The sequence below is a fragment of the Corynebacterium sp. MSK074 genome (genome assembly GCF_030229735.1).
In the GTDB taxonomy this organism is placed as follows: domain Bacteria; phylum Actinomycetota; class Actinomycetes; order Mycobacteriales; family Mycobacteriaceae; genus Corynebacterium.
The window spans coordinates 408,874-432,296 of record NZ_JASPIX010000001.1; the positions used below are offsets into that span (position 1 = coordinate 408,874).

Below are 23,423 nucleotides of genomic sequence, written 5' to 3' on the forward strand. Positions count from 1 at the left end.
AAGATTCATGTCTGGATTTGATGTAAACGCAATTAGGGAACAGTTCCCGATTCTCCAGCGCACGGTGCGTGGCGATAAGCCACTGGTGTATCTGGATTCGGGCGCTACCTCCCAGCGCCCGCTGCCGGTATGGAAGGCGGAAGAGGAGTTTGTGCTGCACACGAACGCCCCTGTTCACCGCGGTTCCTATCAATTGGCAGAGGAGGCCGATGATGCCTACGAGTCCGCGCGTCAAGCTATCGCCGCATTTGTGGGCGCGGACCGCGACGAAATCGCCTTTACCAAAAACGCCACTGAGGCCCTGAACGAAGTTGCCTATGCGCTGAGCGACGAGCGCGCGGGGGACCTCTACGTGGGCGAGGGCGATACCGTCGTCATCACCGAATTGGAGCACCACGCCAACTTGGTGCCATGGCAGGAGCTGTGTGCTCGCACTGGCGCTACGTTGAAGTGGTATTCCATGACCGAAGACGGTCGTATCGATCTCGATTCGCTCGAGCTCGATGATTCCGTCAAGGTAGTTGCATTTACTCACCAATCCAATGTCACGGGTGCCGTGGCGGACGTGAATGAACTGGTGCGCCGCGCCCGCGCGGTGGACGCCATGGTTGTCCTCGACGCCTGCCAGTCGGTGCCACATATGGCGGTGGATTTCCATGACTTGGACGTGGATTTCGCAGCCTTCTCCGGCCATAAGATGTGTGGCCCCAGCGGCGTGGGCGTGCTGTACGGCAAGGATGAGCTGCTCAAGAAGCTGCCGCCCTTCCTGACCGGTGGCTCCATGATTGAGATCGTCAAGATGGAAGAGACCACCTTTGCCGAGCCGCCGACGCGCTTTGAGGCGGGCACGCAGATGACCAGCCAGGTGGTTGGCCTCGGCGCAGCGGTGAAGTTCTTGGAAGAAGTGGGCATGGACAATATCCACGCGCACGAAAAGAAGCTCACCGAGCGCGCATTGCGCCAGCTCAAGGAAATCCCTGGTCTGCGCATCATCGGTCCAGAGACCACCGAAAATCGCGGTGGCGCCATTTCCATCACTGTGGAGGGCGTTCACCCGCACGACTTGGGCCAGGTCCTCGATGACCACGGCGTGTCCATTCGCGTTGGCCACCACTGTGCGTGGCCACTGCACCGTGCCTGCGACGCACAGTCCACCGCCCGCGCTAGCTTCTACCTTTATAACACCGAGGAAGAAGTAGATAAGCTGGTGGATGCAATCAAGGCTGCCCGCGAATTCTTTGGAGTTGCCTCATGAACCTAGATTCCATGTACCAGGACGTCATCCTGGATCACTATAAGAACCCCCAACACGCCGGCCTGAGGGAGCCATATCAGGCCGAGGTCCACCACGTGAACCCGTCCTGCGGCGATGAGCTGACCCTGCGCGTGCGCCTTTCCGACGACGGCAAGACCGTCGAGGACGTCTCCTATGACGCGGAAGGTTGCTCCATTTCGCAAGCTTCTACCTCGGTTATGGCTGAAGAGATCGTTGGACTGCCGCTTGCGGAAGCCAATGAGAAGCTGGCCGAGTTCGAAAAGATGATTACCTCGCGTGGACAAGAAGAGGGCGATGAAGACCTCATCGGTGACGGTGTTGCCTTCGCCGGCGTGTCCCAGTACCCAGCGCGCGTCAAGTGTGCCCTCCTCGGATGGAAGGCCTTCCAGGCTGCATCCGCCGATGCACTAACTGAAGTGGAGAACTAGATGACCGAACCCGTAGATCCTTATCAGAACGAGAGCTCTTCATTCTCCGGCAGCGGCGAGCGCCCGGAGCAGACTGAAGAGCAGATTTCTAAGGCCTTTGATGTCACCGAATTCATGCGTGATGTCATTGACCCCGAGCTCGGCATTAACGTCGTTGACCTGGGCCTTGTCTATGATCTTTGGTTTGAAGAGGACAATGGCAAGGAGATCGTCATGATCAATATGACGCTGACCTCGCCGGCGTGCCCGCTGACCGATGTCATTGCAGAGCAGGTGGAAGACATCGTTAAGGCCAATAAGCTGGCAGATGCCGTCCGCATCAACTGGGTTTGGATGCCGCCATGGGGTCCGCAGATGATTACTGAGGAGGGCCGCGAGCAGCTTCAGGCCCTCGGTTTCGCGGTTTAAAATCGCGTATTAATCACACGCCCCCAACAGCGCATTTCTCGGATTCGGGAAGTGGCTGGTGGGGGCGTTAGTGCGTCTTAGCGTTGGCCGCGTCAATTGCTAGACTATTTCTTCGTGATTGTAACCAATGATTTCGAAGTCAGGGTAGGAGCGCGCACGCTTCTCGACGCCCCCGGGCAGCACCTCCGCGTGCAGCCTGGCGACCGAATCGGCCTCATCGGCCGCAACGGCGCGGGCAAGACGACGACCATGCGCATTTTGGCAGGGGAGACGGAGCCTTATGGTGGTTCTGTGACTCGCTCGGGCCCCATTGGTTATTTGCCCCAGGATTCCCGCGAGGGAAATATCGAGCAAACGGCGCGCGAGCGCGTTCTTTCCGCACGCGGTCTGGATGATCTTAAGCGCCGCATGGCCAAGCAACAAGAGCTCATGGAATCGGCCACAGACGATAAGTTCCGGGATAAGGCTATCCGTAAGTATTCCCGCTTAGAGGAGCAATTCGAGTCGCTCGGCGGCTATGAGGCTGATTCCGAGTGTGCGCAGATTTGCGACAATTTGGGCCTGCCACAGCGTGTCCTAGATCAGCAGCTCAAGACTCTCTCGGGTGGCCAGCGCCGCCGTGTGGAGCTGGCACAGATCCTCTTTGCAGCTACTGAAGGCTCCGGCAAATCCCAGACCACTCTGCTCCTAGATGAGCCGACTAACCACTTGGATGCGGACTCTATTACGTGGCTGCGCCAATTCCTGTCCAAGCATGAGGGCGGGCTCATTATGATTTCCCACGACGTCGAACTGCTAGAAGCCGTGTGCAACAAGGTGTGGTTCCTTGACGCAGTCCGCGGCGAGGCCGATGTGTACAACATGGGCTATAAGAAGTATCTCGATGCGCGTGCTACCGATGAAGCGCGGCGCCGCCGAGAGCGCGCCAATGCGGAAAAGAAGGCGTCTGCACTGCAAAAGCAGGCGGCCAAACTCGGTGCCAAGGCAACCAAGGCCGCTGCGGCAAAACAGATGCTCCACCGTGCTGAACGCATGATGAGCGAGCTCGATGAAGTCCGCGTGGCCGATAAGGTGGCCAATATTAAGTTCCCCGAGCCGGCGCCGTGCGGCAAGACCCCCATGAATGCCAAGGGCCTGACCAAGATGTATGGCTCGCTGGAGGTTTTCGTGGGAGTAGACCTCGCTATCGACAAAGGTTCTAGGGTGGTTGTTCTCGGCTACAACGGTGCAGGTAAGACCACCCTGTTGAAATTGCTCGCCGGTGTGGAACGCACCGATGGTGAAGGTGGCATCGTCAGCGGCCACGGCCTGCGCATCGGCTACTTCGCGCAGGAGCATGACACCATCGACCCGGATAAGTCCGTGTGGCAAAACACCATCGATGCCTGCCCGGATGCGGATCAGCAGGAGTTGCGCAGCCTGCTTGGTGCCTTTATGTTTTCCGGCGAGAAGCTTGAGCAACCGGCGGGTACCCTCTCCGGCGGCGAGAAGACACGCCTTGCACTGGCCGCCTTGGTCTCCAGCCGCGCGAATGTACTGCTGCTCGATGAGCCCACCAATAACTTGGACCCAATTTCACGCGAGCAGGTGCTTGATGCACTGAAAACGTATACGGGCGCTGTGGTGCTGGTGACGCACGACCCGGGTGCGGTTAAGGCACTGGATCCGGAACGCGTGATCATCATGCCCGATGGTGATGAGGACCTGTGGTCCGATGATTATATGGAGATCGTGGAGCTAGCTTAGGGATATATGAAGACACTGCTGGAGAGGATGCCCGCCTGGCGGGAAAAGTTTTGGCTCATTCCTGCCGTGGCGGTGGCCCTCGCCGCAGTCGGTGCGGAAATGCTCATTGCGGTGGGTAGCAATTTTAATGTGTCGGCCACGCCCTTTTATGACGGCAGCGCCGATAGCGCGCAAGGGATTTTAAGCGCGGTAGCAACCTCGTCATTATCCTTGGCCGGCACCGTCTTTTTCATCACCCTGACTGCGCTGTCGGGCGTGGTCACGGTGATGGGACCACGCCTCCTGCACGAGTTTTTAAAGGATCGCTCCATTCAATCCACGTTGGCGATCTACCTGGCAACCTTCATTTTTGCGCTCTTGTCCCTGCGCGCGGTCCGTACCGGCGGCGGTGGGGAAGAAGAATACGTTCCTTCCCTCAATGTAGCCGTCACGGTTCTGCTGGCCATCGCCTGCGTTGTCTTCCTCATCTACTTCATCGTGCATATTGCGCAATCGATCAGCATGTCCCACGTAGTGCACGTCGTTGCCCAAGACGTAGAAAGCCACATGCGCCGGCTCATCCGCCGCGGTGAGGAGGAAGAGAAGGTAAAAGCGCCGGGGCCAGAGTTCTACACGAACGCGCAAAAGCGCCGCAGTAGTGAGACTGGCTATCTCAAATTCGTGGACTATGACGCCATCGCGCAGGCTGCAGCGCAAGAGGATTGCGCGGTGCACCTCGGCGTGGCACCGGGAGACCTAGTGCTGGAAGGCGAGGTCATTGCCCACGGCGTGCCACGGTTGCCGGAAGATATTGAGCGTCATATCGTGCTCACGCAGCACCGCGAAAACGCCTCCGCCCACGATCCTCGGTTTACCGCCCGGCACCTTGCAGAAATTGCTGCCCGCGCTTTGAGCACCGGCGTTAATGACCCATTTACGGTAATTGACATCATTGACCGCTTCACCCAGATCCTCACCGTGATTGGGGATAAGCGGCTTCCGCAGGGCATTGTGCATGTGGGCGGCGAGTTTCGGCTGGATTATCAGACCTTTAGCTATGCTGAAATCGTTGAGGCGATGTTTGCACAGATTCGGCGTGATGCGGCCGATAACGCGGAGATTTACCTCAGCATGCTGGATAACCTGGCTAAGGTGGTTGCCCTTCTTCGCACAGCGGAACGCCGGCGCGTGCTTGACGACGCCGCCCAGGCCATCTACTCCGATGCCCGCCGCCAAGTAGGCGGCGAAGTGGAGCTGAAACAGTTGGAGTCCTCCTACCAGCACTTCCAGGCCAACCTAGCTGCGTGGGCGGAATCCGATAAGCCGGGCGAGGAGCACGCCGCGGACTAGACCGCGGCGCGGTTCTCGCTGGCGCTAGTTGCGGAATCCATGCACCGGGGCGGGGATGAAGCCGCCGCGGTTAATGAACTGCGCATTGCCCACCTGATTGACCGGGATGACGGGGGCATAGCCCAAAAGGCCGCCGAAGCTGACCTCGTCGCCTACCTGGGCGCCAGGTACCGGAATGACGCGCACCGCGGTGGTTTTATGGTTCATCACGCCAATGGCGGCCTCATCGGCGATCATGCCCGAGATCGTCGCGGCCGAGGTATCGCCCGGCAGCGCAATCATGTCGAATCCGACCGAGCAAATAGCGGTCATGGCCTCCAGCTTGTCCATGGAAATGGAGCCGGACTTGACCGCGTCGATCATGCCTTTGTCCTCGGAAACGGGGATGAAGGAACCTGACAACCCGCCCACGCGGGAACAAGCCATCATACCGCCCTTCTTAACGGCGTCGTTAAGCAGAGCCAAGGCTGCAGTAGTGCCGTGGGTGCCCACCTGGTCTAAGCCCATGTGCTCCAAGATGTGCGCAACCGAATCGCCCAATTCGGCGGTGGGGGCAAGCGAAAGGTCGATGATGCCGAAAGGAACGCCCAGGCGCTCCGAGGCCATGGTGCCCACCAGCTGCCCGGCGCGTGTGATCTTGAAAGCAGCCTTCTTCACCTCTTCTGCGACCTGGTCTAAGCTGGCTCCCTCCAGCGAGCCCAAGGCACGGTCGACCACACCCGGGCCAGAAACGCCCACGGAGACCACACAATCGGGTTCCTCAATGCCGTGGAAGGCGCCGGCCATGAAGGGGTTATCTCCCACGGAGTTAGCAAAGACCACCAGCTTGGCGCACGCTATGGCGGAATCATCCTTAGTGAGCGCGGCCGCTTCCTTGATGACCTCGCCCATTTTCTTCGCCGCATCCATGTTTATGCCTGCGCGGGAGCTGGCGATGTTTACGGAGGAACACACAACGTCCGTTGTAGCCAGCGCTTCCGGAATGGAGCTGATGAGTTTTTGCTCCGCGGTCGTGGCGCCCTTTTCTACTAGGGCGGAATAGCCGCCCACGAAGTTGACGCCAACCTCCTTGGCTGCCTTATCCAGCGCCTTCGCTGCATCAACGGGGTTTCCCTCTACGCCGGCCACCACCAACGAGATGGGGGTTACGGAGATGCGCTTATTGACGATGGGGATACCGAGCTCGCCCTCGATGCCTTCGCACACCTCGACGAGGCGCTCTGCCTGCTGGGTGACCCGGTCATAGATGGCCTGGCAGGTAGCCTCCATGGTGGAGCGAGTGCATCCGAGGAGGGAAATGCCCATGGTCACGGTGCGGATATCGAGACGATAGTTCTCAATCATCTCGATGGTGTCCAAGATATTGGTGGTATTAAAACGCGTACTCATTCTAAATCTCGTTCATGGCGGTGAAGAGGTCTTCGGACTGAATGCGGATGGACTGGTGCTTTTCCTCCGCCACGGGGCGCATGCGCTCCTTGATGGTCTGGATGGAGACCTTGTCCGCATCGAATTCGACGCGCAGGATCATGGTGAAGTATCCGCCCATGAGCGTCTGGGAGACGTCGATGACGTTGATATCGAGTTCTGCAAGGGTAGTGGTCACCGCGGCGATGATGCCGGTGCTATCGGCGCCGGTGACGGTCATAATGGCATACATGCAGACAAGTCTATCTGCTTGCCGGGCACGCCGCGGTGGTTTGTGCGTGCCAGATAGGTGAGGGCGTCTGCACGCCGGCCGCGCCGTTGTTACGGTGGGGAGGCATGACTGATAAGAAGAAGATTCTGTACATCGGTGGACACGGCAAGGTCGGACTGCTGACCGCCCCTAAGCTGGTTGACGCCGGCCACGAGGTCCACTCCCTCATCCGCAACCCAGAACAGAAGCCCGAGATTGAAAAGATCGGCGCGACCCCGGTTATGGCGGATATTACTGAACAAACCGGGGATCAGTGGGCAGAGCTTTTCGCCGCTTATGACGCTGTAGTCTGGGGCGCCGGCAATGGCGGCCGCGGTGGAGCAGACCTCACCTGGGCCGTCGACCGCGATGGCGCGCTCGCTACCCTCGACGCCATGGACAAGCTGCAGCAGGAGGGCAAGAATGTGCCTGCCTATGTGATGATCTCTTATGTCGGCTCCCAGGTAGCAACCACGGATCCTGCCGATGAGAAGTGGTATGCCTATGTGGAGTCGAAGAAGGAAGTAGACAACCGCCTTGTACAGGCCAGCTTCCCGCACCTCATCCTCAAGCCAGCGATGCTGACCGAGGAACCAGCCAAGGGCATTGAGCAGATTGAGGATAAGATGCTGAAGGAGTCTATGACTTCTTCCCGCGAGCTGGTTGCGGACGTCATCGTCGAGGCCCTCGGCCGCGAAAACCTGCCGCAATCCCCGCTTGCCTTCGTTGATGGCGACAATCCGGTGAGCTCTATCAAGTAAGGCGCTAGACTGGCTGGCATTATGACTACTAAGCCACCAGCTGTACTCATTGATTGCGATCCCGGCATCGATGATTGCCTCGCCCTCATGTACTTGGCGGGTTTGCATCATGCCGGTGAGATCGAGCTGGTGGGGGTTACCACCACGGCCGGCAACGTCGAGGCTCACCAGACCGCGGCTAATGCCCGCTGGATTCTGGACCTGTGCTCGCTTGCCGACGTCCCCGTAGCCCTCGGCCTACCCCTACCGCTCAAGGTGGATCTCACCACCACCCCTGAGACCCATGGCCCGACAGGGCTGGGCTACGCACATGCTCCCGCTGCCGCCGCCAAGCTGCAACAGCGCGATTGGCAGCAGGTATGGGAAGAAGCATTAGCCACCCACGACGGTCTGCAGCTGATCGTTACTGGACCGGTCACCAACCTTGCGGCTTTCGAAGCAACCCATAGCGAGGCTGCCGCGCGCTTCGGTGCCATCACCATCATGGGCGGCGCGGTCAATTACCGCGGAAACACCACGCCAACTGCCGAGTGGAACTTTTGGGTGGATCCACACGCCGCCGCCCAACATTTTCATTCAACCGCCCCACGCGTTCTCACCACGCTGTGTTCCCTCGAAGTAACGGAACAGTTTCTCATTACTCCGCAGCGCTTAGACGAGGTCCTAGAATTGTTGGGGGAGCACCCCACGGCACAAATCCTGCCAGACGTGCTGCGCTTTTATTTTGAATTCCACCAGGCGCAAGGGGAGGGATATCAAGCTCAAATCCACGATCTCTTGACCTGCATGATTGCTCTCGGGCGCATTAATTTCGGCGCGGTAGAAACCACCGTAGACGTCGAGGCGGAATCGTTACTGCTGCGGGGCACGAGCGTTGCGGATTTGCGCAACCATTGGGGCCGCGCCCACAACGCGCGGCTGGTAACAAGCGCAGACATGGAGGCCGCACACCACGAATGCGCGCGGGGATTGACGCTATTGGCTTCGCATTAGTGGCTTTTGACACGCAGAACCTCTACTATTATCCGCGGCGCACGTGCCGTGCGAGCTCGCTTTCCGAGGTGACATAGGAAAGCAGCACCATCCGCGGTCGGCGTTTACTTTGCCCATTTTTCGGTATATGGATTTGGACTTTTACTGTGTCACAGCTTTCTCTCACCCCCGCCCGCAAGGCTATGGTCATCGCGGGTGCGCTCATCGTCGCCGCGACCTGGATTTATCTGGTTCTTCTGCGTCCTACTGATTGGGATTCCGTTGCCGGATCGACAGAGGCGCTCATTACCCTCGCCGGTTATCTCGTTGGCGCCACGCTCCTTCTAGCCGGCACCGTTCCGGCGCTACCGGCGCGAACCATCGCCATCATCCCGGTAGCGCTAGTGCTCAATATTGTTGTTGGCGAAATCATCGGTTCTATCGGCGTTCCGCTGTATATCGACTCCGTGGGAACAATCCTGGTAGCCGCGCTCGCGGGACCCATTGCCGGATTGGCTACCGGTACATTGTCCTCCGTCGTATGGGGGCTGTTGAACCCTGCCGCCCTGCCCTTCGCCGCCGTGTCCGCCGCCACGGGGTTCCTCTCCGGACTGGTAATCAAGAAGGGCGCTTTCACCAAGGTGTGGTGGGTTATTCTCAGCGGCGCCGTCATCGGCATCATTTCCGGTATGCTCGCCGCACCAGTGGCTGCCTTTGTTTATGGCGGTACCGCTGGTCTTGGTACGGGCGCAGTTGTTTCGCTCTTCCGAGAGCTGGGCAATTCCCTCATCGCCTCGGTTACGCTGCAGTCCTTTATTTCGGATCCCCTGGATAAGGCACTGGTCTTCCTCATTGTCTGGGCAGCGGTCAAGGCACTGCCGCAGCGCACCCGAGAATCCCTCCAGCCACGTTAATGCAAGGCCTTCATCCCGCCACCGTTGTCACCATCGCGGCTTGCGGCTGGATCCTTACTTTGGCGCTGGATACCCCGGTGGCGTCGGCAAGCGTAGTGCTTCTCGCCCTAGCCTGCGGTACTGCCGCTACCCGCAACGCCTCCGTGATTTTGACAACTATGGCGCTAAGCGCCCCGGCGGCCCTTTCCATGCTGGTCATTCACGCCCCCTACGGTGATGACCCAGTGCTGCCACTGGTAACAAGCGACGGCCTGGTGCTCGCCGCCACCCTCAGCCTGCGGTTCTGCGCCCTCATGGCCTGCTTCATCGCGGCCATGGCAGCGCTGCGCATTGCTGATATCGCCAAATGGCTGCAAGTTTCGCGCGCTGGCCACAAGGTCGCATATATCGTTGGCGCCTCCCTGCAAACCCTGCCCCAAGGTGCGCACGCTTGGCGTTGCGTCCGTGAGGCCAACCAGCTCGCCGGCATCACCGTGACCTGGCGCAATACCATCTCGCGCGTCATTATTCCCGTCATCGCTCGCCTCCTCACCCAAGGAACCCAACGTGGCCAGGCCCTAGCCGCCGTCGGATTCGACCAAGAAGGGCAACGCACACTATTGCGTCCTGTTGCCGATTCCATAGTCTCTCGAGTCGTACGCCTAGTCATTCCGCTAGTTAGCTTTGCGGTGGTGATTGCAACATGGATCTAGCCCGCATTAAGCCCACCCCAGGGGCCATCTATCAAGTACTCGTCGAACCTGACAAAGCCGCCGAAGACGTGGCCGTGGAACTAGCGGAGTACCTATCTACCGAAGCCATCATCGGCACGGATGCCTCAGCACAGATTAGCTTCCTGCGGGAAACCTGCATCGAAGAAGTAGTTTTAGGCCTCGAGAATGCCGGCGTGCCTGCCCCTGAAATGCAGCGGCGCGGGGAGCGAATGCTTCGCGCTGTAGGACTGTCTGACTACTGCGAACATGACCCAACACAGCTATCCGGTGGCCAAACACGCAGGCTTGCGGCTGCCTGTGTTGCCATTCGCGAGCCAAAAGTCATGATTGTGTGCGAGCCTGCAGCCGGGCTGGACGCTAATTCGCGCACGCAAGTGGTTCGCCTCTTGCAGGCAATGCCGGGGACTTGCGTGATTTCCGTTTCTAGTTCCTCCTGGCCAGAGTTGGGTGGCGACATCATCGGAACAGACCCACTCGTAGCGGACCTCGACTTACCACGGGTTTCTCCAAGCCCCCGGACTGGGAGTATCGGTCCACTAACGGCACACAGGGGTGCAGTAAAGAAGAAATGGTGGCATTTTTCTCAGCCCACCGGCACGTCCTTCAGCGTCGGACCGGTAGAAATCCCTATCGCGAAATCCGCGGTTACGTGGCTGCGAGGCGATAATGGCAGTGGCAAGACCACGCTCCTGCGCGCTGCTGCTGGGCTCGATGGCGCCGGATTAGTCTCGAATCCACCTGCTCTTGCTCTGCAATCGCCGTTTGATCAGGCGGTGTTTCCAACGGTGGAGGAGTTCGTCCCCAATGACACCTTGCGCAACCTGTTGGGACTTAATCCTGCAGATCATCCTCTCGATTTATCATCGTCTCGTCTGAGGCTTGCGCAGATTGCCCACGTGATCGGGCAGCAGCGACCGGTGGTTCTGCTCGACGAACCAGACACCTTGCTTTCAGCTGCCGACCGCTGGCTCATGCACCAACTCATCCACTACGCACTGCAGTCCGGCAGTTCCCTCGTGGTTACCTGCCACGATCCTAAGTTTGTGGCAGAAATAGGAACCTATGCCCAAGTAACGGAAAAGACAGTGCCGGTGCCGCAACATTAGGCGCATACAACACTGCTCCCGGCTATTTCCAACATCAGTTTAGAAGCAGCCGGGAGCAGAAGTAGGTGTATGGGGTTACTGTGGGCTCGCCTGAGCACCGCGGATGGATTGCTCTACTAAGTCAAGAACCTTTTCCAGCTCCGCGGTATCGCCCAAGGCAAGCCGGTTAATGAATCCGTCCATGAATACCTCAAGATAGATGGCTAAGGTATCGATTCCTACATCATCTCGTAGGCGACCCTTATCCGCATTAGATGCCAATCGTGCGCGAACGGCTTCATCACGAACCGATTGATTTTCTTTCCACCGAGCGGCGAACGAGGGGTCAGTGCGTAGCAGGGAGGTGATTTCCAAGCGAGTGGCGAGCCAATCGTGGCGCTCAGGATGCTGGAGCATTTCCCGCATGACTTCTACCAAGCCATTTTGAGCCACGACTTCGGCCTGCCGAGCGGCATCTTCTTGCGCCAAGGCAAGGAATAGCGACTCTTTGTCACCGAAGTGGTGAAAAATTGCGCCACGTGACTTACCCGTCGCTTGCTCCAAAAGCCGAACAGTCGCTCCCTCGTACCCGTGCTCTGCAAAGCAGCGGCGGGCACCTACGAGAATGTCGTGCCGGCGGCGGCTAAGTTCAGATTCGCTCACGATGGGCATAGTAGGGAACTCTCCTTAATGGGGGATGTCTAAAGAATCTTTAACCAGTAATTTTAAATAAGAAATAAAATCGACGTGACGAAACGCGGGGCCGCATTGCCCTTCCTGGGGAGGGCGGTGCAACCCCGCGTTGTCGACAGAACTTAGTCCTTTAGCTCCCCTCGGGTGGGCTAAAGGACTGCGCGAAGACGCTTAGTTCTTGACCATCTGACGCAGGACGTACTGCAAGATGCCGCCGTGGCGGAAGTAGTCAGCCTCACCCGGGGTGTCGATGCGAACGTCAGCATCAAATTCGACGGCCTCGCCGGACTCCTTGGTAGCGGTGACGTGGACGGTCTTCGGGATGGAGCCATCGTTGAAGGCGGAGATACCCTCGATGTCGAAGGTTTCCGTACCATCCAAGCCCAAGGACTCGTGGGACTCGCCCTGCGGGAACTGCAGTGGGATAACGCCCATGCCAATCAGGTTGGAACGGTGGATACGCTCGAAGGACTCAGTGATAACAGCCTTCACACCAAGCAGATTGGTGCCCTTAGCGGCCCAGTCACGGGAAGAACCAGTGCCGTACTCCTTGCCAGCAATGACAACGAGCGGGATGCCGGCTTCCTTATAGTTCTGGCAAGCATCGAAGATGAAGGCCTGCGGGCCGCCTTCCTGGGTGAAGTCACGGGTGTAGCCACCGGTGACATCTACCAGCTGGTTAGCTAGGCGAATATTCGCGAAGGTGCCGCGCATCATGACCTCGTGGTTACCGCGACGGGAGCCCAGGGAATTGTAGTCCTGGCGGGCAACGCCGTTTTCATCGAGGTACTGCGCAGCCGGGGTGCCCGGCTTAATAGCGGAAGCAGGGGAGATATGGTCAGTGGTGACGGAATCGCCCAGCTTTGCCAGCACGCGTGCGCCCTTGATGTCTTCAACCGGGTTCGGCTCGGTTGGCATGCCATCGAAGTAAGGAGCCTTGCGGATGTAGGTGGAATCCTCATCCCACTTGAAGGTCTCGCCTTCCGGCACGTCCAGGGCGCGCCAAGCATCGTCGCCCTTGAAGACGTCGGCGTAGTCAGCCTCGTACATCTCGCGGGAGATAGCGGACTGGATGGTGTCCTCAATCTCCTGCGGGGATGGCCAAATGTCCTTCAAGAAGACATCGTTGCCTTCCTTGTCCTGTCCCAACGGCTGAGCGTCAAAGTCAAAGTCCATGGTGCCGGCAATGGCGTAGGCGATGACCATGATTGGAGAAGCCAAGTAGTTCATCTTGACATCCGGGGAGATACGGCCCTCGAAGTTGCGGTTACCGGAAAGTACCGCGGTGGCAGCGAGGTCATTCTCGTTGATGGCTGCAGAAACCTCGTCCGGCAGTGGGCCGGAGTTACCGATACAGGTGGTGCAGCCGAAGCCGGAGAGGTAGAAGCCCATGGCTTCGAGGTCCTTCCACAGGTCTGCACGCTGGAAGTAGCCATCAACAACCTGGGAGCCAGGAGCACAGATGGTCTTAACCCATGGCTTGGACTGCAGACCCTTTTCTGCTGCCTTACGGGCGATAAGGCCTGCGCCCACCATAACGGATGGGTTAGAGGTGTTGGTACAGGAAGTGATGGAGGCAATGGCAACCATGCCGTGGTCCAAGGTGAACTCGCCACCGTTTTGGGACTCCACGGTAATTGGGTTGGAGTGGCGGCCCTTCGCGCCAGTAGCCGAGGACTCGCCGTGACCCTCACGAGCCTTGTTCAAGCCGCCGGTGACGTCCTCCATAGCTGGGGCGCCGCCTTCTGCGGACATGCGCTTTGCCTCGACAGAGGATTCGTCAACGCAAACCTCGTCGGTGGTGTAGTTAGCCAGATCCTTGCGGAACTGCTCCTTGGCCTCGGTCAGCAGGATGCGGTCCTGCGGGCGCTTCGGGCCGGCAATGGAAGGAACAACGGTGGACAGGTCCAGCTCGAGGTACTCGGAGTACTTTGCCTCTGGAGCGTCCTCCTCCAGCCACATTCCCTGCGCCTTGGCGTAGGCCTCGACGCGGTCGATCTGCTCCTGCGGGCGGCCGGTGAGCTCGAGGTACTTGGTGGTCTCCTCGTCAATCGGGAAGATCGCAGCGGTGGAACCGAACTCAGGGGACATGTTGCCGATGGTGGCGCGGTTTGCCAGCGGGACAGACTTAACACCGTTGCCATAGAACTCAACGAACTTCTGAACAACGCCGTGCTCGCGCAGCATCTCGGTGATGGTAAGAACGACGTCGGTTGCAGTAACGCCGGTAGGAATCTCACCGGTCAGCTTGAAGCCGACAACCTTCGGGATAAGCATGGACACCGGCTGGCCGAGCATGGCAGCCTCTGCTTCGATGCCGCCGACGCCCCAGCCCAGAATGCCCAGGCCGTTTTCCATGGTGGTGTGGGAGTCGGTACCGATACAGGTATCCGGGTAAGCAAGGCCCTCGTTGTCGAATACAACGCGAGACAGGTACTCGATATTTACCTGGTGGACAATGCCGGTTCCCGGAGGAACTACGCGGAAGTTGGAGAAGTTCTCAGCACCCCAGCGAAGGAACTGGTAGCGCTCTTCGTTGCGCTGGTACTCGATTTCAACGTTCTTTTCCAGCGCATCGGTAGAGCCGAAAGCCTCAACGATGACGGAGTGGTCAATGACCATTTCGGCCGGGTTGAGAGGGTTAACCTGATCCGGGGTGCCACCCAGTGCGGAGACGGCCTCACGCATGGTGGCGAGGTCAACAACGCAAGGAACACCGGTAAAGTCCTGCATGAGGACGCGTGCCGGGGTGAACTGGATTTCGGTGTCCGGTTCTGCTTCCGGATCCCAGTTTGCCAAGGCGTTAATGTGATCCTTGGTTACGTTCTTGCCGTCCTCGTTACGCAGCAGGTTTTCTGCCAGCACCTTGAGGGAGTAAGGCAACTTCTCCAAGCCGGAGACGGTGTTGATGTCAAAGTAGTCATAAGACTTGCCGTTGACGTCAAGGGTCTTCTTGGCCTCGAAGGAGTTCAAGCTTTCAGTCACAGGGAGCTCCATTCCTTGTTAATAAACAGTGTGTTCTGTTTGGTACTCGCCGCCTGTCGTCACAGCGGGGCAGTGCTCAGCGTCAACGGTCACGAGTGTGACTCGACGCGACCATGGGGCCCGCTGTGTTGAAGGCGACAAAGAACGCGATGGTTCACCTAGATATTGTAGAGGCTAAAACCTTCGGTCGCTGCCATTGTAACAGTACAAGCGTTCTGTTTTCACCTTTTCAGGAAAATCGGCGAGTTGAGGAAATGGGTTGCTGCGATCTGTCCGTATCTTTGGGGAGAAGAAGTTTAGGAGCCCTATATATAAGGAAGAGATACGCATGGTTCCTGCGGGCGTAGATGTAGCTGATTTGGCAAGCCAGCTGAAAGAGGACGGCGTGGCCTATACGTCCCCAGCGCTCAGCCAAGATGCACAGCTCAACGCGGAGGTAGCTCAAGGTTTGCGAGACGGTGACGGGGTGGCCGTGGTTGATGTGATGGCTGATCGGGCACCTGATGTCCGCGACATTGCCCAAGAGCTCCAGGATGCGACAGGTTTAAATACTGTCATCGTTCAAACCCCCCGCCATGTTTCTTCCGTCAGCGACACTTATAGCCGCGCCGGCATTGAGTCGGTGCAGGCGCAGATCGCGCCTGGAGTTAACCAAGTAGACCTTCTGTCTGAGTATTACAAGGGGCTAGACCAAATCAGTCTCCCTGTGGGCGCAGTAGTGGGGGCGGTTGCCGTAATCGCCATAATTGTTTTGGTCAGCTCTTTTCTGGCGGCCAGCCGGCGCGGGGTCTAGGGGCTGAGAAGACTCTATGTAATTCCCGATTGGGTCGGTCGGGCAAATAGGGTAGCGCGAGCACTGCGGAACTTCACTTTCCAAAACTCGACAGATACTCCTTTAAAATTAAGTTTGTTCGAAAAAGTATCGCGTCTCAGGGTGAAATTTTTGCGGGCCTTCGATGTACGAAAAATTCGAGAAACTGGCCCGAGGGTGGGTGCCGAAGAACTCCGGGTGAATGTGAATGGCGCAGTTTCGTTCACTCACGGTGTGTCGAGAAGGCCGGTTGTTGATCGGGGAGGCAGAAGTTCGGTCTGGGCTTAGCTTGAACCTGGTACCTAATTGGGGGCCGTGAATGGGGCGGGGGAGTGGTCAAAGTAAATTCTTAGGGGTTGACATCCGGTGGGGGAGTGGCTCTGTTGTCCTAGTTGTGGTCGAGCTGGGGGCCGGTAGAGCGTATGGAACTCTGGTTGGCTAGTGATTAAAGTCACAATAACGGGATGGTAACAAAATCATTGCAGGTTAGGTGCATATGTTGAGTCATGTGAATTAACTTGACTCACGTGAATTGCGGGAAAATTGTGCGAAACGGGCGTGTCGTGACGTAAGGTTCGGTTGTCGACTCAGGAGACATTTCTTGCTTCCTGGGTTCATGGGCTTAGCCTTGACTGTCACGAGAGAACTCGCACGGGTATGTGGGGAAGCACGCCTCGAGCGAAGGTTAGAACGTCGAGTGGCCGTTCTTGGAAGTCAATGAACTGGGACCAATCGAAAGTGATTGGGGACGCAGGCAAAGAACTTGAGCGATTGCAATGTTCGAAAAAATTACACATCAACCCACCTTCCGTTTATGAGGTGAGACGCGTTCATTAGAACTCCACCGTGTGGAAATTTTGGTGCGAACCTTTATATGGCTAAGGCTGAAAGCCTGTTGGCACAGAAGGTGCGCACGAAGAGGTCCATAGGGACAGGGTTTGGGAACGCCGAATCACTCCACAAGGGTCAGCCTCGTGCGGCCTGTTCATGGTTTGTGGCTGCTTGCCCTCGACGGCTCGGTAGTACTAAAAGGCTAGACCTTTTGGATTCCGGTCCGGCGCCGCGGCGAGGTCTGCCAGAACCCGTAGAGCAGTTCTCACGGTGCTCAGTGCAACGAAGACGTGATCGGGGCATACGGAATCGCGGGTTGTTAGACGCATCCTGGAGCGTATGTCGCGCGCAGCGCAAGAATGGAAGTGGATTTCGCAGTCGTGGGAATTTGTTTGAACAGAGAATAGTTGTAGACCATTTGTGGCCGACTTGTCGGACTCACGCAAGTAGACCTTTAGGCTCTCTTGCCAGAGTGCAAGTTGTCTGTATATCGCTGTTGTTGGGGAAACAGTAGCGGTTTGAGTCGTCCAGTAACGGCGCAGCAATCGTCCTTAACTCTCTCTAGTTCCAACATGAAAGCCCTAAGTCTGCTGAGGGTCCATCGAAAGAGCACACCCGGAGTGAAGTCTCAGCCAATGTAGGCAGTCCATCAACAATTACCGCTCTAGTGTCTGCGGGCACCAGGGGTTCGCTTCGCGTATCTATTGATATCTACTCGAGGCGATTCTCTAGGCTGCTCAATAAGGCATGCGATAACGCCTGTGTTTGTGCGAAATATGCAGGCGGGGAGCCCGGGCATTCCTATGCCCGGATGTCTTCGTGGACTCTCACTAAAGGAGCAGAGTGGGCCCAGACTAGGAGTATTTCAGTGGCCACCATCCGCCTTCCGCGCATTCGACATGTTCGCGCTTTCATTGCTGCAGTAGCAGGTACTGCAGCCATTTCAACACTTTCCACCGTAGCCCCAGCGAGCGCCGATGAAGTATCGACGCCAAACCCAGGTACGGTCCAGGACCAAGAGTCAGACCACGTAGCAATTGACCGTGCAGTTACCAACGCGGATTCACTGCAGGGTGATGTAGAGGAGTCCCGGGCAGAGCTAGGTCGCGCGGAAGCAGATGTTTCCGGAGCGGAAGACCGTATTGCTCAGATTCGAACCCAATTGGAACAAGTGAACGTCGAGCCGGGTACTAACGAAGAGTATGTTGCCAGCTTGGAAGATGAGCTGCGCCAGGCGGGCGAGGAAAAGCGAGAAGCCGAGAATCGTGTTGCGCAGGAGCGCCGAGAGCTGGCCCAGAATGAAGCGCGGCTAAACGCTACCCAAAGGTTTGCGGAAGCCACTTTTGCCCGCCAGCAGCAGGCTACGTCCCAGGGGGAGGAAGCAAACGGGGTACAGCTCTCGCAGCAGGATTCTCTTCCGGCGGCCCTAAATCAAGTAACCAATCTTGATTCTGAGAATTCTACCGATACATTTTCTGTCAACCCTCAAGACTTGACTACAGGAGACAAGTCTCAGACCTTTACTGATGAGGTGGTAGAGGGTGGAACGCCTGAGGTTACGGGCGGCACGGACGTTGCAGAGAACCCGGAGGAACCATCCGTTGCTGAGCAGGAGAAGACTGCTCCAGAGGCGGACTTTGAAAACGCCCTCAACAAGGGTGCTACTCCGACGTTCCAGAACGTCGATTTCGGCACTGGGTCCTCTGTGAACGATGCGCTCGGACTTGCGAATGATATTGCCGCGGCGGTTGATGAGGACGATGTGCGTACCCTCATGCAAGGTTCATCTGACTTGCTTGGTTTGGGCAGTCCGAACACTGCACCTGCCGCCAGTGTTGATGCTCCCGAGTTGGATGAGGTAACTGAGTCCGAGGAAACCACCACGAGTGCAGACGCGGGCCGAGACGCTCAGATTGAGGCCGTAATTTCTCGCGCTGAGTCTCAGGTCGGCGTCCCTTATGTGTGGGGTGGCGGCGATAATAATGGTCCTACTGGTGGGCTTCGCGATGGTGGCGTGGCTGATTCCTTCGGTGACTTCGGTCAGTCTGGCTTCGATTGCTCGGGGCTAGTCAAGTACGCCTACGCGGCAGCCGGCCTGGACCTTCCTCACTACACTGGTGCGCAGTACCAGCAGGGCAAGAAGGTTCCTCGCGCGAATGCACAGCGCGGTGACCTTATCTTCTACGGAGCTGGTGGAAGCCAGCACGTAGCTATCTACCTAGGCGACGGCCAAATGATTGAAGCGCCACAGTCTGGTCAGACTGTTTCAGTAGTCCCAGTACGCTGGGGTGGCGCAACTCCGGATGTCGTGCGCCTTCTCTAATCTCCAACTTTTGGTTGGTATGGTTTAGGGTATGACTGACGCACAACAGAATGCCCAAAACTTCGACGCCCTCCTCGTTCTTTCTTTCGGTGGCCCGGAAGGAAACGAGGAGGTCGTTCCTTTTTTGGAGAACGTTACCCGAGGTCGAGGTATCCCTCGCGAGCGGCTAGAAGTGGTGGGCGAGCACTATTACCACTTCGGAGGGGTAAGTCCGCTCAATGCACTTAACCGCGAAATCATCGAACATGTCGAAGGGGAGCTGAAAAAACGCGGACATAATCTACCGGTCTACTTTGGCAATCGAAATTGGCATCCCTTTGCCAGCGAGACTGCGGAGAAGATGTCTCAGGACGGAGTGCGAAAGGTAGCTGTCTTCGCTACTTCTGCATGGGGTGGGTACTCCGCATGCCGGCAATATGATGAGGACATTCAGCAGATGCGCGAGCATCTGGCGGAGCAGGGTTTGCTGGACATTGAATTTACTAAGATTCGCCAATTCTTCGATCATCCGAAGTTCGTGGCCGAAATGGCAGCCGCTGTCACAGAGGTCTGGGGACAGGTTCCGGAAGAAAAGAAGGAATCCACTCGCTTGCTGTTTACCGCCCATTCGGTTCCCGTCGCGCACGATAATGTGGGCGGCGCGGAAGGCGATAAAAACCTTTACTCCCGCCAGGTGGCAGAGGCGTCGCGGTTGGTGGCCGCACAAGCCGGTATTTCTGACTATGACCTTGTATGGCAGTCACGTTCGGGCAATCCACGCACTCCGTGGCTCGAGCCAGACATTGTTGACCACACCACCAACATCCATAACAACGAAGGCGTGGACACGGTAGTGGTGTGTCCGATTGGCTTCATCTCAGACCATATGGAGGTCATCTGGGATCTCGATTCCGAGCTGCAGAAGGCGGCAGACGAGATGGGTGTCAAAGTTCTGCGCACCCGGACAGCGGGTCCGACTCCAAGGTTTGCGGAGATGGTGGTTGATCTCATCGATGAACTAGAGCAAGGCCGCGAGTGGGAGACCAGCGGGAGCGTGACGGTGCAAGGGTGCACAGTCAATGGTGCTCCGTGTGCAGCGGGGTGCTGCGATATCTGGTCCCGTTAACGGGCAAATTCTCCAAGCGCATAAGACACGCCCGTCATGCGGGCCTGGCGGATGTGGCGCCACAAGCGAAGCAATTGTGGATCAAGGCTGTGGTCATTGATGCGGTCAGTGACGGTTTCGATGATCGCGGCTACTCGGTCGGCCCGGGCAAAGAGTTTGGCTGCTCGAGCTGGCGTTGAGTGGGGAAGACCAGGTGTGTCATAGAAGTCGCTCAGGGTTCCCACGGTGAGGCGTGGGCTGGGCAAGGCCTCGGTGCTATACCCAGTTGCGGCGATGAGATCGGCGGACTCATTGGTTGCTTGAGAGAGGAGTGCGTCGGCTTCACCGGGGCTTAGCCAGGCGGGCGCGGGGAGTTGCTGCTTTTCGACGACCACTTGCCACGCAGTATGGCTGTGGCGAATGTGGGGTACGAGGACTAAGTTACGCAAGGGATCATTGGTACGAACTATGATTGCTCCGGCAGAACTTTGTGCGGCCGCGCGATAGGACTCCGATCCTGCAGGCAATGCGGGCGGCTCGCCTGGCCCGGACAGTGCGAGACGCACAATAGGCTCTGCACGTACACCGCGATGAGCGGTGAGCTCGGTGGTCTCCGCGCGCAGCATGGCTAATAGATCGACGAAGGGGGATTCGTCCCAGCATTCTGGACGTCCGCCTAGTTCAGTAAGCGCGTCCAGTAGGTCATCGGTGGTTTCATGTCCCCACAGCCACGAGCCAAGCCATACGGCAGTGTTTTGTAAAGGTGACCATACTTCGGCGCGCATATCCATGGCGAGCCAGTCTAGTAGATAGACTAACGGGCCATGAGTTTTGATCCTTATGGCGGAGATATTTTTGCTGGCCACTCGCGGTCGAAGCCGCGCCAGTATCCAGAAGTGCCAGCCGAGCCCGGAATGGTAGTGGAAGTGCGCGGCGACGACTTTGTGGGCGCTGTTATGGGCGTGGATAAAACCGTTTTCGGTGAGGTGGTACGCCTTGAGGATCGCCACGGCGTAGAACGGGTCTTTAACCTGGTTAAAGGCGGATTCCTGGTGGAAGGAAAACCTGTGACGCTTACCCGGTACGTCGAAAAGCAGGCTCCTCGTAAGTCCAACTCCGGCTCCCGCCGCGTAGAGAACGTGGAAGCTAAGGTCGCCGCTCCTTCCCGCATTTGGGTCGAAGGCGTGCACGATGCTGCCATCGTAGAAAAAGTGTGGGGCCACGACCTGCGTGTGGAAGGTGTGGTAGTCGAATACCTCGAGGGTTTGGACAACTTGGAGGCGCGCCTCGCAGAGTTTCAGCCAGGGCCAGGCCGCAGGGTCGGAGTATTGGCGGATCACTTGGTTCAAGGCTCCAAAGAAACCCGATTAACGGAAACCGTGGGAGAGCATGTCCTGGTAACTGGACACCCCTTCATCGATATCTGGGCGGCGGTAAAGCCACAGCGCGTAGGCCTGCGCGAATGGCCAGATGTTCCCTACGGCGAGGATTGGAAGACCGGTATTTGCCGCCGCGTAGGGTGGAGCGACCCGAAGGATGGGTGGCGTCATGTCTATAACGCCGTACATTCCTTCCGCGACCTAGACTCCAGCCTAATCGGCGCCGTGGAGCGCCTCGTGGACTTCGTTACTACACCTGAGTTGAGCAAATCTGATTTGCTCTAGGGGTGGGCAAGGTTGGCGCGTTCAATGAGGTTGACGGCCAACTGCCACCCCGCCATTTCCGCGCTCCAGCCGGCCGCTTGGAGGCGTTGCGACATGGCTTGCTTGGAAATTCCTAGCTCTTCGGCGGCCTCATTCTGGTTGAGCCCTGCGCGGACAAGCGAGGTTGCTTCGCGGCCTTCGATGGTGCGCTTGTGGAGAACGTACCCAAGTAGGGCAAAGGTGGCCGCGATATCGCTCGCCTCCGAAGCGCGGCCGCGTTTATTGAGTTTGGCGTAGACCTGCCCCATGCGGGCGGACTTCCGCAATGCGGCGGTTGCTACCTGGCGCGCGCCTTCCTCATCTTCTTGGTTTCCGGGACTAATGCCGATGCCGATGGCCCAGTCGCCGTCGGCAAGCAAAGCCATGACCACGTCGCACACGGCAGTTGCTGAATCAACTACGGCGCAAATATCTTCCACGCCGAGCACGTGGAACTCGCCCACACCATTGAGGGTGGATAGAGCCGTTGCGGAGCGTTGGACCAACTCTGCGCGACGCACGGAGCGGCCCCGGTAGCGAGCGTGGACAGCAAGCACAGAAAATCCTCCTTAAGGAACCAATTGCGAATTAGTCTACCGCTCGTACTTGACTTATGGGCGAGTGGGTAGACGTGAATCCATATACAGCCCGCCCATACCGATGGCGGCAAAAGCTACCATGGCAACAATGATGCTGGGCGAGGTGTGGCCGGTGAGGGCATCGCCGAAGAAGACGCCGAGGGCAGTAGTTGGGACGGAACCGAGGAGAGTGGCCACGGTGAAGTGGCTAAGCTTCACGGGTGTTAGTGCGGCAACATAATTCAGGAGGCTGAAGGGGACGCCGGCCACCATCCGCAGCGAAGCGATGGCCAGCCAGCCGCGCCGCTCTAAGTGGGCATTGATTTTAAACACTGCTGGGTGGGTTAGGTGCGGCCGGATCCAGTCTCCGAGGAGCGTGCGGACGATGAGGAGCGAGAGGGTCGCTGACACCGTCAAGGCGCACAAGGAGAGGGCGAGGCCCTTCCATGGGCCAAAAAGTATTCCTGCGGCTACTGTCCACAACGTCCGAGGAAATGGAAGCTGCGTAAATATGACATAACCTAGGATAAAAAGGAGAGGAAACCACGCACCATAGCGGGTGGAGGCGACGCGAAGCTGGGACACGTTCGGCAGATCAAAGAAGTAAAAGAGTATCGCGCCGGTGGCGATAGCGGCGAGGACGGCTACCCAACGACGCATCGACCACTGGAGAATTGACCGCCAGGCGGACTGGGCGAGCGACATGAGGAACTGGCCGAAGCTGCGCGCCCAACTCAAAAATGTGGTCATGGGGGAGATCGTAGTCCTTGTGGGAGTACTGAATAGAAAAATCCGGCGGCTACCTTAGTGGTAACCGCCGGTCCGTTGTGCCCGAGGGGGTGTCTGGTTCGGCGAGATCGTTCCGCATGTCTCATGAGATCGTTCCGGTTCCACCAGCTCAGATGTCTCACCACATCGATCCGGCAGAAAGCCGTGAGGCTAAAACTGCCCAGAGATGGCGAAAAGCGATGTGTCGAGACATCGATCCTCCATGCTTTAAAAATGGAGAAGAGCTCAAAACCAAGCCCAAAAATGAGAGTGTCCGTTTCTTTGTGTGCGGGGGCTTGGTTTACAAGTAATCCGCGAATCGGTTGGGGTAAGCCACGGCTAGTTGGTTGATGGCTTG

General features: G+C 57.8%; 21 protein-coding genes. 14 read left to right on the forward strand and 7 right to left on the reverse strand.

Annotated features, from left to right (window positions below):
• Window positions 1–7 precede the first annotated feature (7 nt).
• From QP965_RS01910 to QP965_RS01930, 5 genes are all read left to right on the forward strand, one after another.
• Window positions 8–1,255, forward strand: coding sequence for a cysteine desulfurase (locus tag QP965_RS01910; RefSeq protein WP_284843936.1), 1,248 nt, complete (start codon window positions 8–10; stop codon window positions 1,253–1,255).
• The gene (sufU, locus tag QP965_RS01915) at window positions 1,252–1,704 is read left to right on the forward strand and encodes a Fe-S cluster assembly sulfur transfer protein SufU (protein WP_005324831.1); all 453 of its coding nucleotides are present in this window, start codon (window positions 1,252–1,254) and stop codon (window positions 1,702–1,704) included. Before QP965_RS01910 ends, sufU begins: the two co-directional genes overlap by 4 nt.
• Window positions 1,705–2,112: a metal-sulfur cluster assembly factor gene (locus QP965_RS01920; RefSeq protein WP_239235298.1), complete on the forward strand. Its 408-nt coding sequence runs from the start codon at window positions 1,705–1,707 to the stop codon at window positions 2,110–2,112.
• Between the two features lie 114 nt (window positions 2,113–2,226).
• The gene (locus QP965_RS01925) at window positions 2,227–3,858 is read left to right on the forward strand and encodes an ABC-F family ATP-binding cassette domain-containing protein (protein WP_239277722.1); all 1,632 of its coding nucleotides are present in this window, start codon (window positions 2,227–2,229) and stop codon (window positions 3,856–3,858) included.
• Window positions 3,859–3,864: 6 nt separating this feature from the next.
• Window positions 3,865–5,187, forward strand: a complete 1,323-nt coding sequence (locus QP965_RS01930) for a DUF2254 domain-containing protein (RefSeq protein ID WP_284843937.1) — start codon at window positions 3,865–3,867, stop codon at window positions 5,185–5,187.
• A gap of 24 nt (window positions 5,188–5,211) precedes the next feature.
• Here QP965_RS01930 and QP965_RS01935 read toward each other — a convergent pair whose 3' ends face one another.
• The gene (locus tag QP965_RS01935) at window positions 5,212–6,576 is read right to left on the reverse strand and encodes a PFL family protein (RefSeq protein WP_284843938.1); all 1,365 of its coding nucleotides are present in this window, start codon (window positions 6,574–6,576) and stop codon (window positions 5,212–5,214) included.
• A 1-nt stretch (window position 6,577) separates the two neighbouring features.
• Entirely contained in the window at window positions 6,578–6,847 is a 270-nt protein-coding gene (locus tag QP965_RS01940) for an ACT domain-containing protein (RefSeq protein ID WP_179386521.1), read from the reverse strand.
• A gap of 104 nt (window positions 6,848–6,951) precedes the next feature.
• On the opposite strand from QP965_RS01940, the gene QP965_RS01945 reads away from it, so the two are divergent.
• The 5 genes from QP965_RS01945 (at window position 6,952) to QP965_RS01965 (ending at window position 11,331) form a co-directional block, all read left to right on the forward strand.
• Window positions 6,952–7,626: an NAD(P)H-binding protein gene (locus tag QP965_RS01945; RefSeq protein WP_284838884.1), complete on the forward strand. Its 675-nt coding sequence runs from the start codon at window positions 6,952–6,954 to the stop codon at window positions 7,624–7,626.
• A gap of 21 nt (window positions 7,627–7,647) precedes the next feature.
• Window positions 7,648–8,619: a nucleoside hydrolase gene (locus QP965_RS01950; protein ID WP_284843939.1), complete on the forward strand. Its 972-nt coding sequence runs from the start codon at window positions 7,648–7,650 to the stop codon at window positions 8,617–8,619.
• A gap of 182 nt (window positions 8,620–8,801) precedes the next feature.
• A complete protein-coding gene (locus tag QP965_RS01955; protein WP_284769036.1) occupies window positions 8,802–9,512 on the forward strand; it encodes an ECF transporter S component in 711 nt (236 codons plus the stop codon).
• Entirely contained in the window at window positions 9,512–10,204 is a 693-nt protein-coding gene (locus tag QP965_RS01960; protein ID WP_284769028.1) for an energy-coupling factor transporter transmembrane component T family protein, read from the forward strand. Before QP965_RS01955 ends, QP965_RS01960 begins: the two co-directional genes overlap by 1 nt.
• Window positions 10,195–11,331: an ATP-binding cassette domain-containing protein gene (locus QP965_RS01965; RefSeq protein ID WP_284843940.1), complete on the forward strand. Its 1,137-nt coding sequence runs from the start codon at window positions 10,195–10,197 to the stop codon at window positions 11,329–11,331. Before QP965_RS01960 ends, QP965_RS01965 begins: the two co-directional genes overlap by 10 nt.
• Before the next feature lie 75 nt (window positions 11,332–11,406).
• On the opposite strand, the gene QP965_RS01970 is transcribed toward QP965_RS01965, so the two are convergent.
• Window positions 11,407–11,982, reverse strand: coding sequence for a TetR/AcrR family transcriptional regulator (locus tag QP965_RS01970; RefSeq protein WP_284766497.1), 576 nt, complete (start codon window positions 11,980–11,982; stop codon window positions 11,407–11,409).
• A 192-nt stretch (window positions 11,983–12,174) separates the two neighbouring features.
• On the reverse strand, window positions 12,175–14,988 hold the full coding sequence (acnA, locus tag QP965_RS01975; RefSeq protein WP_239277736.1) for an aconitate hydratase AcnA: 2,814 nt from the start codon (window positions 14,986–14,988) through the stop codon (window positions 12,175–12,177).
• A 328-nt stretch (window positions 14,989–15,316) separates the two neighbouring features.
• On the opposite strand from acnA, the gene QP965_RS01980 reads away from it, so the two are divergent.
• The 3 genes from QP965_RS01980 to QP965_RS01990 all read left to right on the forward strand — a co-directional run bounded on the left by QP965_RS01980 (window position 15,317) and on the right by QP965_RS01990 (window position 20,058).
• Window positions 15,317–15,781: an Rv1476 family membrane protein gene (locus QP965_RS01980; protein WP_284843941.1), complete on the forward strand. Its 465-nt coding sequence runs from the start codon at window positions 15,317–15,319 to the stop codon at window positions 15,779–15,781.
• 1,717 nt (window positions 15,782–17,498) lie between these two features.
• Entirely contained in the window at window positions 17,499–18,953 is a 1,455-nt protein-coding gene (locus tag QP965_RS01985) for an NlpC/P60 family protein (protein WP_284843942.1), read from the forward strand.
• Window positions 18,954–18,984: 31 nt separating this feature from the next.
• On the forward strand, window positions 18,985–20,058 hold the full coding sequence (locus QP965_RS01990; RefSeq protein ID WP_284843943.1) for a ferrochelatase: 1,074 nt from the start codon (window positions 18,985–18,987) through the stop codon (window positions 20,056–20,058).
• Here QP965_RS01990 and QP965_RS01995 read toward each other — a convergent pair.
• The gene (locus QP965_RS01995) at window positions 20,055–20,828 is read right to left on the reverse strand and encodes an Rv1486c family protein (RefSeq protein ID WP_284814761.1); all 774 of its coding nucleotides are present in this window, start codon (window positions 20,826–20,828) and stop codon (window positions 20,055–20,057) included. The genes QP965_RS01990 and QP965_RS01995 overlap by 4 nt on opposite strands.
• A gap of 33 nt (window positions 20,829–20,861) precedes the next feature.
• Between QP965_RS01995 and QP965_RS02000 the strand changes: the two genes are divergently transcribed.
• Window positions 20,862–21,701, forward strand: a complete 840-nt coding sequence (locus tag QP965_RS02000; protein WP_200435636.1) for a DUF3097 domain-containing protein — start codon at window positions 20,862–20,864, stop codon at window positions 21,699–21,701.
• On the opposite strand, the gene QP965_RS02005 is transcribed toward QP965_RS02000, so the two are convergent.
• Together QP965_RS02005 and QP965_RS02010 are read right to left on the reverse strand one after the other, a co-directional pair.
• Window positions 21,698–22,276, reverse strand: coding sequence for a MarR family transcriptional regulator (locus QP965_RS02005; RefSeq protein ID WP_198493063.1), 579 nt, complete (start codon window positions 22,274–22,276; stop codon window positions 21,698–21,700). The genes QP965_RS02000 and QP965_RS02005 overlap by 4 nt on opposite strands.
• Window positions 22,277–22,330: 54 nt before the next feature.
• Complete coding sequence (locus QP965_RS02010; RefSeq protein WP_284814763.1) at window positions 22,331–23,047, reverse strand: TVP38/TMEM64 family protein; 717 nt, start codon at window positions 23,045–23,047, stop codon at window positions 22,331–22,333.
• Window positions 23,048–23,423 lie beyond the last annotated feature (376 nt).